The organism is Azospirillum agricola (assembly GCF_020005195.1).
Taxonomy (GTDB): Bacteria; Pseudomonadota; Alphaproteobacteria; order Azospirillales; family Azospirillaceae; genus Azospirillum; species Azospirillum agricola.
In genome coordinates, this window is record NZ_JAIFZR010000001.1 from 65,577 (window position 1) to 80,774 (window position 15,198).

The following is a 15,198-nucleotide window of genomic DNA, read 5'->3' on the forward strand; positions in this document are numbered from 1 at the left end:
GCCACTGGCCCCTGGTCCGGCGCACCCGACAGCCACATCCTGGCCGCTTGGGCTGATATCCCGTTCGCGATGGTGTGGTCATGACTTCGGTGAGGCGGAAAGGCGGAGCGGCCCTGGATGAGGCGGACGCTGCGGCGGTCATCGCCATTCCGTTCGCCTTCGTGCCGTCGCTGTCCCGCAGCGATGTCGAGGCCCTGCGCGCGGCCTTTGCAGCCCGGACCATGGCGCCGTCGACCCGGCGGGCCTTGCGCGGCGACGGGAAACTGTTCGTGACCTGGTGCAGCCAGGCCAAGCGCCAGGCGATGCCGGCCAGCCGGGAGACGGTGGTGGCGTTCCTGGCGGCCGCGGCGGCCGACGGCCGGTCGGCCGCCACCCTGCGGCGCTACCGCAGCTCGCTGGCGTGGTGGCACGCCGCCGGCGGCTTCGCCAACCCGTGCGGCGGGTCGGCCGTCGCCGTGCCGGTGCCCGAGCCGGACGTGACCGACACCGCCATGGCGGCGCTGCGCGATTTCATGGATCTGGCCCAGCGCGGCTACGCGCCGGCGACGCTGCGCGCCACCGAGGCCGATGTCCGCCGGTTCGCCGGCTGGTGCGTCCAGCAGGGTCTGCCCTGGCTCCCGGCCGAACCGGCGACTGTGGGGCGCTACATCCGGGAGATTGGGCCGTCCCGCAAGCCGGCGACGGTGGCGCGGTATCTCGCGTCGATCGCCCTGATCCACCGCGCCGCCGGGCACAGCGAGCCGTGCCGGCACTGGCGTGTGACGCTGGAGCGGCGCGGGCACGCGCGCGACGGGGGCTCGGAGCAACGGCAGGCGGCGGCGCTGACCGACGCGGTGCTGGCGCCGATCCTCGACCGCCTCGATCCGGACCAGCCCGACCGGCGCAAGCCGCTGAAGCCGATCGATCTGCGCGACCGGGCGCTGCTGCTAGTCGGCCGCGACACGCTGGCCCGCGCCGACGAGCTGGTGGCGTTGCGCTGGGCCGACCTGCGGCCGGTCGATCCCGCTCTGATACCAAGGCCGTTAAGTTTTGACCTGCACTGCCCATGAGTAGCCGCATGTTGCTCGGATACGTCCGGGTTCGGTGAGGATTTGGTTCCAGACCCGACAGCAGACATCCAGAATGGCGTTGAGGTCGAGGAAGAGCCTGTGGGCCAGCAGGGTGTGGCGCATGAATTGCCAGAGCCTTTCGATGGCGTTGAGTTCCGGACTGTAGGGCGGGAGCGGAACGAGGGTGATGTTGGCTGGCACGACGAGGTCGCCGCTGGTGTGCCATCCCGCCCCGTCGATGACGACGGCGGCATGGGCGCCAGGAGCGATGGTCCGACTGATTTCCTCCAGCATGAGGGTCATCGCCTGGGTGTTGGCGCGTGTCATGACGATGGCGGCCCCGGTGTCGCGGGCCGGGCAGACGGCGCCGAGGAGATAGGCCGACTTGAAGCGATGATCGCGCACGGCGCGTGGCCGGCTGCCACGCGACGCCCATCGCCGGGTCAGGGTGCCTTTCTGCCCGATGCGGGCTTCGTCCTGAAACCAGACCTCCACGGCGCCCGCTTCGGGGTGGTCCTGTGCGATGAAAGCGAGGCGGTCGGCGAAGTTTTTTTAAACGCCTCCTGGGCCGCCGCGTCGGTCTTGGGATGGATCGGGCGCGGCGTGAGGAAGGACAGCTTCATCCGATACAAGCGGTCCTGCATGCCGGTGCGGCTGTAGTCCGCCCCGAAATGCCGCAGGGCCAGTTCGCGGATATGCCGAACCCGGTATTCGACGACACCGTCCCGCTCGACATCGGGGCCGGCGGCGATCAGGTCGGCCAACTCCGCTTCCAAGGCAGCGGCCAGCAGTGGCGGCCGGCCGGTGCGGGCCCGATCCCGCAGGCCGTCCACCCCTTGGGCGTTGTAGCGCGCCACCCAGTCGCGCAGTGTCTGCCGATCCATGCCGGCTTGCCGCGCCGCTTCTTCCCGGCTGCTGCCCTCCAGCGCCATGGCGATCGCCAGCAGGCGCCGGCAAACCCGGCTGTCGCTCTCGCCACGGGCCAAGCGACGCAATTCCTCGGAACTCAGATCAGTGCAGATCTTCAAGGCAGGCATGGCGGTGGTTGGCTCGGTGGGGAGGGCCCATACAGCGAATCACCTCCAGCGCCAATTCGCAACCCGAAGTCATACCGAGTCAGAACTTTCCGGCTTTGGTATCAATCCCGACGCGCACCCGGGCGAGGCCACCATCCGCATCCGCCGCTCGAAGACCGACCAGGAGGGGCAGGGCGCCGAGGCCTGGCTGTCGGCCGAGGCGGCGGCGGCGCTCGCCGCCTGGCGCGCGGCGGCGCCGCGGTGGCCGGCCGAACCGGACGGGCAGGGGACGCACACCAGGGAGGGGGGCTACCTGTTCTGCCACCTGTCGCGCAGCGGCGCCGGCGAGCGGATGAGTACCGAGGCGGTGCGGCGGGTGGTGGCGCGACGCACCGGCGAGGCCGACCCGTGCGCCGTCGGCTTCAGCGGCCACAGCCTGCGCGTCGGTGCCGCCCAGGATCTGCTGGCCGCCGGCGTCGATCTGCCTGGGCTGATGCAGGCGGGGCGGTGGTCGACGCCGGCGATGCCGGCCCGCTACACCGAGCGTCTGCGGGCGACGCGTGGTGCGGTCGCCCGCGTCCGACGGGAAAAGGGCAAAATGAAGTGAGCCTTCTTGAGCTCCTGCTCACCGTCGAAGTCTAGCGCCCGACGGTGCCGTGGGCTACGAGCGGTTGTCCAGGGGCTGCTCGCCGCCGGCTTCGACCGGCGCGCGAAGCCGACCGCGGCCACCACGGTGATCGTGCCGGGCTCACTCCGCCGTCGGCGCTTGGCGCTGGGCTGCGTCCAGCGCCCGTTGCGCCTCCAGCAGGTCCTTTCGCTTCTGCCGCTCCTGCGTTTGCGCCTCGATCAGCGCGTTGACCTCGGAGTCATAGTTCACCCGGACCTTGATCAGCTCCGCCGGGACCGAGATCGCCGCCTTCAGCACCTCGACGGGGATGCCGAGCGCGCCCGCCACCTCGCTCGGCCGGTCGACACTGTATTCCGTCGGCATCCCGTCCTTGAAGACGTGGCCAATCGTCGAGCTCGTGAAGCCCCCCGCTTGGGCGGGCAGCACGAACGAGGCGGTGGAGTCCGGCACCATCACCGTGGTGGCGACGGTCGGCGGGGGACTCGCCAGCTCGCAGGGGGCGGAAGAGGTGGTGACTCCCGGGATGCTGCCGGCCGCCGCCACCGCGATCCGGACCGGCCGCGGGACCCGGTAGACCAGCCCACGCACCTCGTCCCCGGCCGACAGAGCCAAGTGGGCCCGGCTTCCACGCGCGAGGGCCTCCTCGGTTTGCCCGAGAGAGCCCGGGTCACCGGTGGCGGAGTCCGGGAGCGGTGGCCCCGCGTCCGCGGGGAGCCCACCCGACGGCGCCCCGCTGGTCGGGCAGAGACCCGGCGTGGACCTGGGCGCGGCAGTGCAGTGGAGGCCATCGACCTCGACGGTCAGCAGGCTGCCAGCCGCCGACAGGCGGGACAGGGCAGCGATCGTCTCCTGGCGGTCGGTGGGATCGAACTCCTCGGTGATGGCATAGAGCTCGCAGCGCGCGGCCGGCGCCTCCGGTGTCGCCGGCCGCGCCGGCGCGCGGTAGGTGTAGGGTCGGACGAGCGGGGGTAGCGTCGGCAATGCTACCACCCCGATGAGGCTGGCGAGGCTCGTCAGGATGGTTTTGGTCTCATCGGCCGAGCTTGCGGTCGTGGTCGACAGAAGCCCGTTCGCCACGGCCAGTTTGAGCTTGTCGCTGCGCAGAGGCGAGTGGTTGATGCTGGCGATGTAGCCGCGGGCCGTATCGGCGATGACCGGCAGCGTGGTGATGGTGGCGCTCTCCTCGTAGGTCCCATCCAAGTCAGCGGTGCGTTCGGCCTGCGCCTTCGTCAGCGCCGCGATCTTCTTCTTGTCGGCGGCCGTCCTGGTCAGAAACGCGACTTTGGCCGTGGCGACGGTGACGCGTGTGACAAGCTCGATCGGAGGGGTCGCTCCGGCGGCATTGAGCGTTCCGTTGAGGATTGTGAGGTCCTCCTCAGCTGTGGCCAAGGCCTCGGCGGTGGTCTTGGCCGCGTCGGCCGCCTCGCTGGCGGCCGCCTTCGCTTTGGCGACATCCGTGGCGGTGACCAGCCGCCGTTGCGCGGTCAACTGGACGCGCCCCTTCGGCAGCCCGTAAACCAACCCGCTCGGTGTTCCGCTCACCGCGCTCAGCTTGCGGGAGATCACGAGATCGTCGGCGCATCCGGCCAGAAGCAGGCCGGCGACGCCGAACACGATCGTCACGCCGCCGGCCGAGCGGCGGGTTTGGTCGGGTGCAGATGCCTGGTGGGTCTGCGGTCTCACAGGATCGGTCAATGGCTGGCGCATCGAAACCCCGCCGGTTGAATTCACACCAAAAATAATGCGTTATCTATAATTTATGCAACCCATTAGGGATGTGAGCAACATAGTTGCGCGTTTATTGTGGTGCTGACCACAGGTTTCGCCAGGACCGAGGGGCGCGGGTATGGACGAGCATCGCTCGCGTGCCAGTGCGAGCGGACCGGCAGGCGCGGGTGACCGACGCGGTGCTGGCGCTGATCCTCGGCCGCCTCGATCCCGACCAGCCCGACCGGCGGAAACCGCTGAAGCCGATCGATCTGCGCGATCGCGCGCTGCTGCTGGTCGGCCGCGACACCCTGGCCCGCGCCGACGAGCTGGTGGCGCTGCGCTGGGCCGACCTGCGGCCGGTCGATCCGGTCCTCAATCCCGACGCCCACCCGGGCGAGGCAACGATCCGAATCCAGCGATCGAAGACCGATCAGGAAGGGCACGGCGCCGAGGCCTGGCTGTCGGCCGAGGCGGTGGGGGCGCTCACCGCCTGGCGCGCGGTGGCGCCGCAGTGGCCGGCCGAGCCGGGCGGGCAGGGGCCGCTCACCAGGGAAGGGGTCTGCCTGTTCTGCCACCTGTCGCGCAGCGGCGCCGGCGAGCGGATGAGCCCGGCGGCGGTGCGGCGGGTGGTGGCGCGGCGCACCGGCGAGGCCGACCCGTGCGCCGTCGGCTTCAGCGGCCACAGCCTGCGGGTCGGCGCCGCCCAGGACCTGCTGGCCGCCGGCGTCGACCTGCCCGGGCTGATGCAGGCGGGGCGGTGGTCGACGCCGGCGATGCCGGCGCGCTACACCGAGCGCCTGCGGGCGACGCGGGGGGCGGTGGCGCGGGTCCGGCGGGAAAAGGTCAAAGGAAAGTGAGGCGGCGGTGGCCGACCGGCGGCCCGCCCAGGCGCAGCGCCGACCCGCCGGCGTGCTGGAGGTGCTGATCGGCGGGGCGCCGCCGCCCAGGCGCCGGGCCTGCGGCGGGTTGGCATCGAGGCGGCGGCTGCTGAACGGCAGCTCTATCGCCTACGTGTCGACATGCGTTAAAGTTCCGATCGACGTCGGCGCTATCAGCACCGCACCGACCGACCGACCGACCGACCGACTGGCCGGGCCGCAGCGATCCCTGCCGCTTGTCGGCGCAGATGGCGCACAGAGCCTGCAGGTTGCACGGCGTCCGTCGGGTGCCCGGTACCGCTCCTCGATGTCGGTCAGCGGAATCGTCAAGTCGGACCACAGCCCGGCCCTGGCCACAGGGGGCCAAGCGGCCCAGCTTTGGCGCGCCGCGCTAAAGCTGGGCTCCCTTTCCTCCTACTTCTTGTAGGTGGCGAACTTGACCGTGTAATCGCAGTTGGAGTGACCCGCGCCGCCGCGGGGGCCTTCATGGCTCCAGGCCCAGGCCTGGAGGTGGAATCTGCGCGGCATGGTGATGCCGGAGCCGGGGATGATCTCGACGCGCTCCCCGAAGACCTCCTTGCAGCCCCAGGTGCCATTCCCGGACGTGGCCCGCTGCATGTCGTTCTCGACGATCACGGTGCCTTCAGGAGCCTCCAGCACCTGCCACCCGCTCTCGCAGGTGTCCTGGCGTCCATCCCAATCGGACGCCTCGGTCTGGCAGCTGGCCTTGATCACTTGGGTGGCAGGTTTCCCAAAGGTGGCCACGCTAGACGGTTGGACGACCTGGACCTTGGCGTCGGGCATGATCGCAGGCCGGATCTTGCTGTCCTGGGCGGCTGAAGGTAGGGCCATGGCGGTCGTCATCACGGCCGCGAGCAGCAACTGTCGCATGGTGTTTCTCCCTACATGTTGGCTTTGGGTGGTTGGCACGTCTGGCATCGTCATGGTAGCGGCTGAATGCGGCTACATGGTATGCCGATGTTCCCGTGTGCCGGCGGACTGGCGATTTGTTATCGTTTCGCGGGGGAACTAGTGCTGTGAGCCTCAGCCGCCGCTGGACGACGTGCCGCTCCACACCCGGCCCGTCGATCGGGCCGGCGCGTGTTGTGTTGACGATCGCGACGTCAGCACGCGGATGGAGACAGCGGGCCATGGCGGATCCAGGTACACAGCTATCGCATCGGTATTATGTCGTGCTTCTGTAGCGTTGACTAGCATCAGTTGCAATTTTATCGGCTTATCGTCAGCAAAATTGCGTGAGGTTGAGTGTAATGAGGGAAGCAACTGCTTGGTGTGAACAAACGCAGACCGGAGGTATCTGGATGCGCTCTATTAGACCATCTATTAGAGCAACCCTTAGACGGAGCTAACCCTCGACCGCCTAGAGTCTGTCTGTTTGTGTCTGAATCGGAGATGGGGATTCCCGAGGGAGCGGATGTGTGATTCAACGGGTTGACTGATTTGGGAGATCAACCCTGATGGCACGTCCGTTGTCTCTGGATCTTCGTGAGCGGATTGCGGCGGCGTTGGCGAGTGGCCTGACGACCCGCGCGGTGGCGCAGCAGTTCAGCGTCTCAGTTGCGACGGCAGTGCGGATCGGTCAGAAGCAACGTGCCGGACAAGGGCTTGAGCCGGGCAAGATGGGCGGTCATCGTCCCTTCGTGCTGGGGCCGGAGGCGGTGGATTGGCTGCGCGAGCGGCTGGCTGAGAAGGGCGACCTGACGATCCGGGCGCTGACGGCGGAGTTGGCGGAACGCGGCACAGTGGTGACGCCGGACACCGTCTGGCGATGCGTGCGCCGGTTGGGCCTCAGCTTCAAAAAAAACGCTGCTGGCCAAGGAGCAGGATGGGACGAAGCTGGCTCGCTTCCGAGCGCGCTGGAAAGCCCACCAGCATAAGATCGATCCCAAGCGCCTGGTCTTCATCGACGAGACCTGGGTGAAGACCAACATGACCCGCACCCGGGGTTGGTGTGCGCAGGGCCAGCCTTACCTCGCCAAAGTTCCCCACGGCCATTGGAAGACGCTGACTTTCCTGGCAGGCCTGCGTCACGACAGGATCGTGGCTCCTCTGGTCCTGGATGGGCCGATCAACGGGACCATGTTTACGGCCTGGGTCGAGCAATTCCTGGTGCCCACCCTGGCACCGGGCGATGTCGTCGTTCTCGACAACCTGGGCAGTCACAAAGGAGCCGCGGCGCGCAACGCCATACGGAATGTCGGCGCCCATCTGCTCTTCCTGCCGCCCTACAGTCCTGATCTCAATCCCATCGAGATGATGTTCGCAAAGCTCAAAACCTTGGTCCGGAAAGCCGAGGAAAGGACGATCGAAGCCGTATGGCGGCGCATCGGAAACCTGCTGGAGCACTTCCAGCCTCACGAGTGCGCCGCATATATCCGACATGCAGGATACGATCCTACTTAAATCAGACAGACTCTAGCTTCTGGGCCAGTCCGGCTGGTAGAGGCAGCTGAAGCCGATCGATCGGCGGGACCGCGCGCTGCTGCTGGTCGGCCGCGACACGCTGGCCCGCGCCGACGAGCTCGTGGCGCTGCGCTGGGCCGACCTGCACCCGGTCGATCCCGTTCTCAATCCCGACGCGCACCCGGGCGAGGCAACCATCCGCATCCGCCGCTCGAAGACCGACCAGGAGGGGCAGGGCGCCGAGGCCTGGCTGTCGGCTGAGACGGCGGCCGCGCTCGCCGCTTGGCGCGCCGTGGCGCCGCGGTGGCCGGCCGAGCCGGGCGGGCAGGGGCCGCTCACCAGGGAAGGGGTCTACCTGTTCTGCCACCTGTCGCGCAGCGGCGCCGGCGAGCGGATGAGCACCGAGGTGGTGCAGCGGGTGGTGGCGCGACGCACCGGCGAGGCCGACCCGTGCGCCGTCGGCTTCAGCGGCCACAGCCTGCGGGTCGGCGCCGCCCAGGACCTGCTCGCCGCCGGCGTCGACCTGCCCGGGCTGATGCAGGCGGGGCGGTGGTCGACGCCGGCGATGCCGGCCCGCTACACCGAGCGCCTGCGTGCGACCCGGAGCGCCGTGGCAAAGGTCCGGCGCGGGAAAGCGAGCGGATGACCTCCCCGAATGGCCCATGGTTGTGCTTTAATTGAACTGTTCGACCGGCAATCCCATAGGGCCCTGAGCACCAATGATGTTTGAGATCAGCCCAGAGGACATCGAGCGCTTCGACGGCCAACAGCTGGTCGAGCTGCTGCGCGTCCTGGTCTACGCGCGAAGCGCGCAAGGCCGGCGTGCCCCTGCGCAACGTCGCTGTTCCGTTGCAGATCACCATCGCGGACGGTGGCCAGGACGCGTCGGTTCGTTGGGAGAACGGCGAAGCCTCCACCCCCTATTTTCCGGGGCGCGACATCGTCTTCCAGTGCAAGGCGACCGACCAGGGGGACGCCCAATGGAAAAAGGAAGTCTGGACCAAGGGCACGCAGAACGGAAAGGTCAAGTCCAAGGCCCTCAATCCGGCAGTCACCGAGGTGATCGCGCGTGGCGGCAGTTACATCGGTGTCACGGCCACGCCGCTGGTCGGGACCAAGGCCGAGGAGCGGGCAACGGCCATCCGGGCCGGCATCACCGCAGCCGGCGGCGATCCGACCAGGCTTGTCTCGGTCCAGGTCTACGACGGCAACATGCTCAGCGCCTGGATCAACGATCATCCCGCCGTCGCCCTGTGGGTCAGGGAGCGCAAGGCTGGGATTCCACTGTCCGTGTTCGCGACGCTCGATCGGTGGGGCCAACGCGTCGACGTGGCGACGCCACCGTACGTGCACAGCCCGGAGCGGCAATTCTCGCTTGGGTCCGGTCGCCACGATCTGCTCGCCGTCGACCAGCTCGCCGTGAGGATTCTGGATCATCTCGCGGAGCCGGGCGCCTGCATCCGCGTTTGGTGTGAAACAGCACGCGGCTGGGTCCCCTTGGTTTCCATTATTATCAACGTGCTCCCGTGCCGATCGGCGTCAGAACCCCACGCCGATTCACAGCTCACCGCTTTGGCGGAAAGCCCCCACGCGTCCGCGATTACCCCGTGTCACTGGGCCCACTCCGGCTTTCCCTGATCGTCACGATCCGAGGGCTGCTTTATTACTGTCGGCCAAATGCCGTAACGGGCCGCACCGGGAAGGATGACCGTTTTCGGTGCTTCCGTATAGAGAAGGGCAGGTAACCGGTTCTTCACGCTCTTAGGCAGCAGACATTTGAGCCAGGAAAAGATCATCAAAGCATTCCGAAGTGTGCGAACAATTATTTATGACCGCTCAAAGAATATTATGACTGCATGGGACGCAAAAGGGAAGAATCGGCATGCCGACGCGGCCGGTGATGTCCAACGTGAGCCTCCTCCGAATCGGGTTCTTCCGCCCTTTGCGTGGATCAGGCAGCGAGCAGCGTTCGTCGCCGGAGGAGGTCCAGATTGGCCCTGCCGTACATCTGGCGCTTGAGCAGTTTGAGGCGGTTGATCTGTCCCTCGGCTTGCCCGCTGCTCCAAGGTATCGTCAGCGCGGCCCGGACGGCAGCGCCATCCTGCTCCAAGCCGGCGGCGAACGTCGCGACCGCGGGCACTCCACAGGAGCGGGCGTCGGGGCATCAGGAGGTCCGTTTTCCAGAAGTTCCGACCCTCCACCCCCCGGATCCGCCGATCTACTCGACCGCCCCACACTTCTGCATGCTCTCATCAAGCGGGCGACGCGATCGGGACGCAGACCGCGTGTTGCCCCAGATGGACCTTGCGGCTGGTGTTGACGAAGGTGGCGTGGCCGCCAACCTGTTCGACCCGCGATCCATTGCGGAAGAAAATAGGCGCCAAGCGCATTCTCGCTCGGGGCATGATCGCGATCTTGTGGGTCACAGGGTGGAGGAACGGCACATCGAACTGGTCGCTTTCCACCAGTTCGGAGAGAACATAGGCCACGCCCGAGATGTCCGGCCGGCCGACCACGCTTCCGGCGACCGCCGCGTCGACGGTGTTTTGCCAGCGGGACCGAGCCCCCAAGCCGAAAAAGACGCCCCGGCTTCCCCAGGCGTATTGGGGATGGCCAGGGCAGTCAACGATCTTCAAGACCCCTTGCTTATGAAGTGCATAGAGCGGGCGCGGATCCTCGTTCAACTTGACCATGCGGCAGCGGGGAACCGCGTCCCGGAGGGCCGAGAACAGAGCCTCGCCCATGTGCAAGCGCAGAGCGGGCGCAATCTCCTCGTCATAGGCCAAGCCCAGCAACGCCTTGGTGCCGTAGCCATGAAACAGCGGGTTAGTGAAGTTCCAGTCGGACCCGACGATCCGGTGTTGATGGTCCTGGTCATATTGGGAAAAGTCCCGCGTGTAGCAGAAGCGCCACGCTGATCGTCCCTGTCCATTCCTGTCGAACGCGGAAAAATAGGTGTGGGGCACATCCATGCCGAAACTGCGCTTCAGTCGGCTTCGCATCAGCGTTAGTTCACCGGAATAATTGGTGACGCTGTCATCGACATAGATGTGTTCGATTTTCCGTTCCGCAAAGTTCTCGAACAACCGGTCGAAGCGGAGTCCATAGGCGGCTTCCATGGCATGGAGCTTGCCCACATTGCCATATACCTCCTCGATTTCGGTGATTCGCGGCTGCCCTCGCTCCAGGATGATGTCCAGCCGGAAGGTGTGGATCGGCCGTTCGATCTGCAATCCCTTCAGATTGTTCGGCGTGTTGATGTCCAGCGTGCTGCGCACCACCGGCTCCCCGTCCCGGTAGAACTGCTGGACGGCATCGACGAAGGCGAACGTCGCTTCGCCCGCCAATTGCAGCCGGTCCCAGACATAACGGGGCAAGCGGAATGGCGCGCTGCCCACCAGCCAGGGAAAAGTCTCGATGTCGCCGAAGCGCACCCCCAGGGACTGCATTTCCCGGAGCGCGTGCCAAGCGGACTCGGACTCGGCGGGGGGCAAGTGGGGGGCGTCGACATGGTTCACCCCTCGCAGGACATTGGGCATGTCCCGCTCCTCAGTAAAGGGGACGGGTCATGCAACGGGGGCCGCCGGTGCCCTTGACCAGTTCCGAGCCGGGAACGGCATGCGCCGTTATGCCGGATTCGCGGAAAAGGTCGAGAACCCGGGGGCACAGGTCGTAGCAGACGATCCGGCGATCGCCGAGGCAGAAGCAGTTGCACGCTTGCAGAAACCGGGATTCCTCGAAGCTGACGTCGATGATCGTGAAGCCGCTGTCGCGCAGCATCGTGGGCAGGTCGATCGGGCGGGTGCCGTGAAGATCGATCTGGATTGCCGACAGCAGGCTCGGCAGGTGCGCCACCGCCACATCGGCCGCCACCGGTACGAAGCCGCCATCCAAGTTGATCCGCCAATTGCCGAGTTCGATGGCAATGATCTCGTCCACCGCATGAGGAATCAGCGCTTGGGCAAGGAACCGGGCGGTGTCCAGCTGGGTCCGCGGCCCGTAGCCGATCAGCAGCGTCCGCCGCCCAGCCCTGGAAAACGGGATGACGTCGCCGCCTTCGAGCGTCAGATGAGGCGGCACGTCGACGAGGTTCCGCAGGCCAAGGGCCTTGGCCGCCGCGGCCATGGTGTCGCGCTCTGGCTTGCGGATGGACGGCCCCATGTTGCAGAGGATGCAGTTGCCCGGCATCCAGGGCAATGTGATCATGGCGTCCCGGGTGTAGACTTGATTGGGATTTGTCCCAAGACGCGCACGCTCCACCGGTCCGAGGAGCGATTCCAGCACGATGACCTGTGCGACATGTTGGGAAAGCGTGTCGTGGAACGCATCGTATTGTGCGGCGAAACGCCGGGTGTCCGGGCGCTCGCGGAAAAGCAGGTAATCAAGGTCCGCGTCGCCGTCGAAGACATCAAGCGCGCCGCAATGGACGGGATTATGAATGAGAACCGCTTTTGGGGTCACTTCGTGCTCGGCAGCCATAAGCGAGAGAGTATGGGCAACGGACGTCATCGGCTGAGTCTTCCTTCTTGGCAATTGGATTTCTTTGTCTAAATCCACATGGTCTCAGAATTCCACTTGGTGGAGGCGGTGTACGTCCCGGATCAGGGTTTCGCCGTCCCGCTCCACCGCCATGGACAGGCGCCCCTGCGGCGCGCGGGCCAGGGTGATCCGGGTCGGGCGTCGATCGGGGAGCGGCTCAGGCGCTACAGCCGCTTGGTCGACGGGGTAGGCGAAAAAATGGGGCCGCAGAATGTCCAACCGCGCCTCGGCATCGGCAGCGGGCGCGCCGTTGGCGATTTCCTCCAGATCCTGTTCCATCGTCCAGATGCTGGCCTGGGCGCATAAGTGTTCGTACCGGGCGAGATCCTTGAGAAACGGCGCGGCTTCTCCCTCTTCCTCGGCAAGGAAGGACACGAAGCCGAAGACGTGCACGATAATGTCACGGAGTTCCGTGCGCCAATGCAGCAATCCCTGGAGCAGCTCCGCGTCGCCCACCCGCCCCGACAGCCATGCCATGGCCGCCGAATGCGTCCGTTCCACCGTGGCGAAATGCCCGTGTTCCATGAGGCGTCGGACGGTCGCCGGGAAGTAGGACGCGGTGAACTCGAAGAATTTCAGGGACCGGTATACCTCTCTGGGGACGCCGCTTTCCAGATAGAAATTGCTTGGAAACACATCGGGGGCGCCGATCAATTCGGCTTCAGACACGCTGTCGAAAAAACGGTTGTACCAGGTGGTCGTGGAAAGCCCGTCATAGCGCAGCGCGGCCTGGTGCGTTTCCTGGATCGACGAACCGGAAACCGGCGACAGAAAGCCGATTTGGGAATCGAAGCCGGCCATCTGGTCGTAGTGCAGATACTCGCGGAAACTTTCCTCAAGGTCGGACATGGTCTCGCCGGGGAGGCCCACGATGTAGGACATGTGCGGCTTGATGCCGCAGGCCGAGGTGGCCAGGATGTTCCTGGCTGCGTCGGTTCGCTTCAGCCTTTTACCAGTGCTTGCCTGCATGGCATCGGAGGCGCTTTCCATGCCGTAGAGGATGGTGTTGCACCCGGCTGCGGCCATCATTCCGAGCAGGGGCTCGTCCACACAGTCGGCACGGGTGAAGCACGACCATTCGACAGCGAGGCCAGCCGCCGTCAGCGCCTCGCAAAACGCGGCGGTCCAACGCTTGTTGCCGGTGAACAGCTGGTGATGGAGAACGAACTTGTCGGCGCCGAAATTCCGGGCGCAGTAAAGAATTTCCTCGACGCAGCGGTGAGGCGACTTCACCCTGTAACGGCGCCTCCATAAGCCGGGATTCGCGCAAAAATTGCAACTGAAGGGACAGCCTCGGCCGGCTTCCACATGGGTGTGCTCTTCGACGGACAGATGCGGGCGGGTTCGCGACAGGGCGGTGATGGCCCGGATCACATCCCCGTAAAGGTCGAAGGCGGGCAGCGGAAGAGTGTCCAAGTCGGCGATGAGGGGGCGCTCCGGAGTGCGCGCGAAGCCACCAACGCCACGGTAGGCGAGGCCGGGAACCGCGGCCAGGGCGGTCCGGTCGAGCACCGTGCCCGCCGCCGCCAACTCCAGCAGATAGTCGAGGGTCGCCTCAATTTCGCCCTTTATCACCACGTCCACACACGGGTATCGGCGCAGCAGGGATTCGTCCACCGCCGAGGGGGCCACTCCGCAAAAGACAATCGGCGCATCCGTGCGTTCGCGTAGGGATTCGGCGATCTTCAACGAATGGAACAACGTTCCGGAGGTGTGGATGGTGACGGGAAAGATGAACAGATCCGCCCCGGTTTCGGCCAGAACGGCCGAAGCCCGGCCATAGAACTGGCCGTCCAGGGGCAGGCCGGGAAACAGGGCGTCGTCGTCCTGGCACCGGATGCTGGCTTGGCGGTTGTTGAAATCCGTGATGGTGACGCCGATCCCGTGGGCGCGGGCGACCCCGGCCACTTCCAGACATTCGAACGGTACCCTCGGCTGCGTGAAGCGCGAATTGCTGTGAAAGTAAATGGCCGGGACAATTCCTACGCGCATGGCGGGCGCCCCCTCTCCGGCGCCTGTATCCATAGCCGCTTGAGGAGCCTTGAGCCCCTGGGGGAATATTCGTGCCGCCCGTGCACGACGCGGCGGTTGTTGATGATCAGGCAGTCGCCGTCGGTCAAATGGACCTGCTTCAGGATGCCGTCACTGTTGAAAAGCTCGTTCAGCCGGGCGTGCGCGGCGAGATTCTCCTCCGGGGGCGGCGTGAAGCCCAGCCGCCGGCACCGCGCGACTTCCATCGGATTGAACCGGATTTCCCCGTCCGCGACGATCCGTCGCGCGCCGGACAGGGAGGGGTAGACAGGCTCCGCCAGCCTAGCCTTTTCCTCCTGCGACAGGCGGGGCAGGACGTCGTCCAGCGCTGCGAGGAGCGACCCGCCGCCGCCCTGGCGGTCCGGACGGACGCAGAGAAGAACAAGGATATCGGGCGCGACGGAGGCGCTGTATCCGTCGGTGTGGAGTGGAAAGAAGCAGGGGGAGGTCGAGTAGACCAGATGCCCCTCGTCGTCGGCGACCCCGTCGCCTTTCGCCTCGATCCGGTACACCCCGCCCGGCTCCAACGGATTCGACGAGAACGAGATGCCGTCCGTCAGAACGCCGCCGAATTGGCCCGCCACCAGCAGCAAAGCCGCGTTGCCGTCATCGAGCGGCATCCCGGTGAGCATGACAGCACCGCTGCCGGTCTCGATTTCCGACCGGACGTCTTCGGGAACATCCGAGCGCCAAGCCATCTCGTCGTATCTGATCCCATACACGGCAAATCTCCCCGTCGCTCCATGTCCCAATGCCGGATTCCCCTGAAGCCGATGCCGGCCACTTCGGGGCGCCATGGCCGGCTGCGCCAGCACCCCATCGCCGAGCCCCGGCCCTTGTGCTATTTCTCTGCATGGTGGTTGGGAAACCAAGATATATCCGCAGAGGGCGTATCATATCTCTAGAACCCGCATAGCGGTTGT

General features: G+C 66.3%; 14 protein-coding genes and 1 pseudogene. 7 read left to right on the plus strand and 8 right to left on the minus strand.

Annotation, left to right across the window (positions count from 1 at the left end):
* Positions 1 to 80 precede the first annotated feature (80 nt).
* Complete coding sequence (locus tag JN22_RS00145; RefSeq protein WP_179165995.1) at positions 81 to 1,049, plus strand: site-specific integrase; 969 nt, start codon at positions 81 to 83, stop codon at positions 1,047 to 1,049.
* Here the strand turns inward: JN22_RS00145 and JN22_RS00150 are convergent.
* A protein-coding gene (locus JN22_RS00150; protein ID WP_143268065.1) for an IS630 family transposase occupies positions 1,023 to 2,086 on the minus strand; the annotation gives its coding sequence in 2 pieces (ribosomal slippage) (positions 1,023 to 1,603 and positions 1,603 to 2,086; 1,065 coding nt in all). The genes JN22_RS00145 and JN22_RS00150 overlap by 27 nt on opposite strands.
* Between JN22_RS00150 and JN22_RS00155 the strand changes: the two genes are divergently transcribed.
* Positions 2,064 to 2,672, plus strand: a complete 609-nt coding sequence (locus JN22_RS00155) for a tyrosine-type recombinase/integrase (RefSeq protein WP_143268066.1) — start codon at positions 2,064 to 2,066, stop codon at positions 2,670 to 2,672. The two genes, JN22_RS00150 and JN22_RS00155, sit on opposite strands and share 23 nt — an antisense overlap.
* A gap of 141 nt (positions 2,673 to 2,813) precedes the next feature.
* On the opposite strand, the gene JN22_RS00160 is transcribed toward JN22_RS00155, so the two are convergent.
* A complete protein-coding gene (locus JN22_RS00160; RefSeq protein WP_085551992.1) occupies positions 2,814 to 4,316 on the minus strand; it encodes a hypothetical protein in 1,503 nt (500 codons plus the stop codon).
* A 242-nt stretch (positions 4,317 to 4,558) separates the two neighbouring features.
* On the opposite strand from JN22_RS00160, the gene JN22_RS00165 reads away from it, so the two are divergent.
* A complete protein-coding gene (locus JN22_RS00165) occupies positions 4,559 to 5,260 on the plus strand; it encodes a tyrosine-type recombinase/integrase (protein ID WP_179165996.1) in 702 nt (233 codons plus the stop codon).
* 7 nt (positions 5,261 to 5,267) lie between these two features.
* Positions 5,268 to 5,708, plus strand: coding sequence for a hypothetical protein (locus tag JN22_RS00170; protein WP_143268067.1), 441 nt, complete (start codon positions 5,268 to 5,270; stop codon positions 5,706 to 5,708).
* Here the strand turns inward: JN22_RS00170 and JN22_RS00175 are convergent.
* Positions 5,696 to 6,172, minus strand: a complete 477-nt coding sequence (locus JN22_RS00175) for a hypothetical protein (protein WP_085551994.1) — start codon at positions 6,170 to 6,172, stop codon at positions 5,696 to 5,698. The genes JN22_RS00170 and JN22_RS00175 overlap by 13 nt on opposite strands.
* Before the next feature lie 587 nt (positions 6,173 to 6,759).
* On the opposite strand from JN22_RS00175, the gene JN22_RS00180 reads away from it, so the two are divergent.
* The 3 genes from JN22_RS00180 to JN22_RS00190 all read left to right on the plus strand — a co-directional run bounded on the left by JN22_RS00180 (position 6,760) and on the right by JN22_RS00190 (position 9,343).
* Positions 6,760 to 7,705 (plus strand): IS630 family transposase gene (locus tag JN22_RS00180; RefSeq protein WP_143268068.1). Its coding sequence is split into 2 segments (ribosomal slippage): positions 6,760 to 7,098 and positions 7,100 to 7,705, totalling 945 coding nucleotides; the frame shifts between segments, so codons are not numbered across the junction.
* A 55-nt stretch (positions 7,706 to 7,760) separates the two neighbouring features.
* Positions 7,761 to 8,351: a tyrosine-type recombinase/integrase gene (locus JN22_RS00185; protein ID WP_223677532.1), complete on the plus strand. Its 591-nt coding sequence runs from the start codon at positions 7,761 to 7,763 to the stop codon at positions 8,349 to 8,351.
* A 176-nt stretch (positions 8,352 to 8,527) separates the two neighbouring features.
* Complete coding sequence (locus tag JN22_RS00190; protein ID WP_085551996.1) at positions 8,528 to 9,343, plus strand: hypothetical protein; 816 nt, start codon at positions 8,528 to 8,530, stop codon at positions 9,341 to 9,343.
* Positions 9,344 to 9,656: 313 nt separating this feature from the next.
* Here the strand turns inward: JN22_RS00190 and JN22_RS00195 are convergent.
* The 5 genes and pseudogenes from JN22_RS00195 to JN22_RS00215 all read right to left on the minus strand — a co-directional run.
* Positions 9,657 to 9,863: pseudogene (locus tag JN22_RS00195) on the minus strand (transposase); the annotation flags it as partial.
* Positions 9,864 to 9,957: 94 nt separating this feature from the next.
* Positions 9,958 to 11,244 carry a hypothetical protein gene (locus tag JN22_RS00200; RefSeq protein WP_085551997.1) on the minus strand — a complete coding sequence of 429 codons (1,287 nt, stop codon included), beginning with the start codon at positions 11,242 to 11,244 and terminating at the stop codon, positions 9,958 to 9,960.
* Between the two features lie 10 nt (positions 11,245 to 11,254).
* Positions 11,255 to 12,214, minus strand: a complete 960-nt coding sequence (locus JN22_RS00205; RefSeq protein ID WP_085551998.1) for a dimethylarginine dimethylaminohydrolase family protein — start codon at positions 12,212 to 12,214, stop codon at positions 11,255 to 11,257.
* Between the two features lie 54 nt (positions 12,215 to 12,268).
* On the minus strand, positions 12,269 to 14,236 hold the full coding sequence (locus JN22_RS00210; RefSeq protein ID WP_179165997.1) for a B12-binding domain-containing radical SAM protein: 1,968 nt from the start codon (positions 14,234 to 14,236) through the stop codon (positions 12,269 to 12,271).
* Complete coding sequence (locus tag JN22_RS00215; protein WP_396021883.1) at positions 14,227 to 15,072, minus strand: TauD/TfdA family dioxygenase; 846 nt, start codon at positions 15,070 to 15,072, stop codon at positions 14,227 to 14,229. The genes JN22_RS00210 and JN22_RS00215 overlap by 10 nt, the downstream gene beginning before the upstream one ends.
* Positions 15,073 to 15,198: the final 126 nt, after the last annotated feature.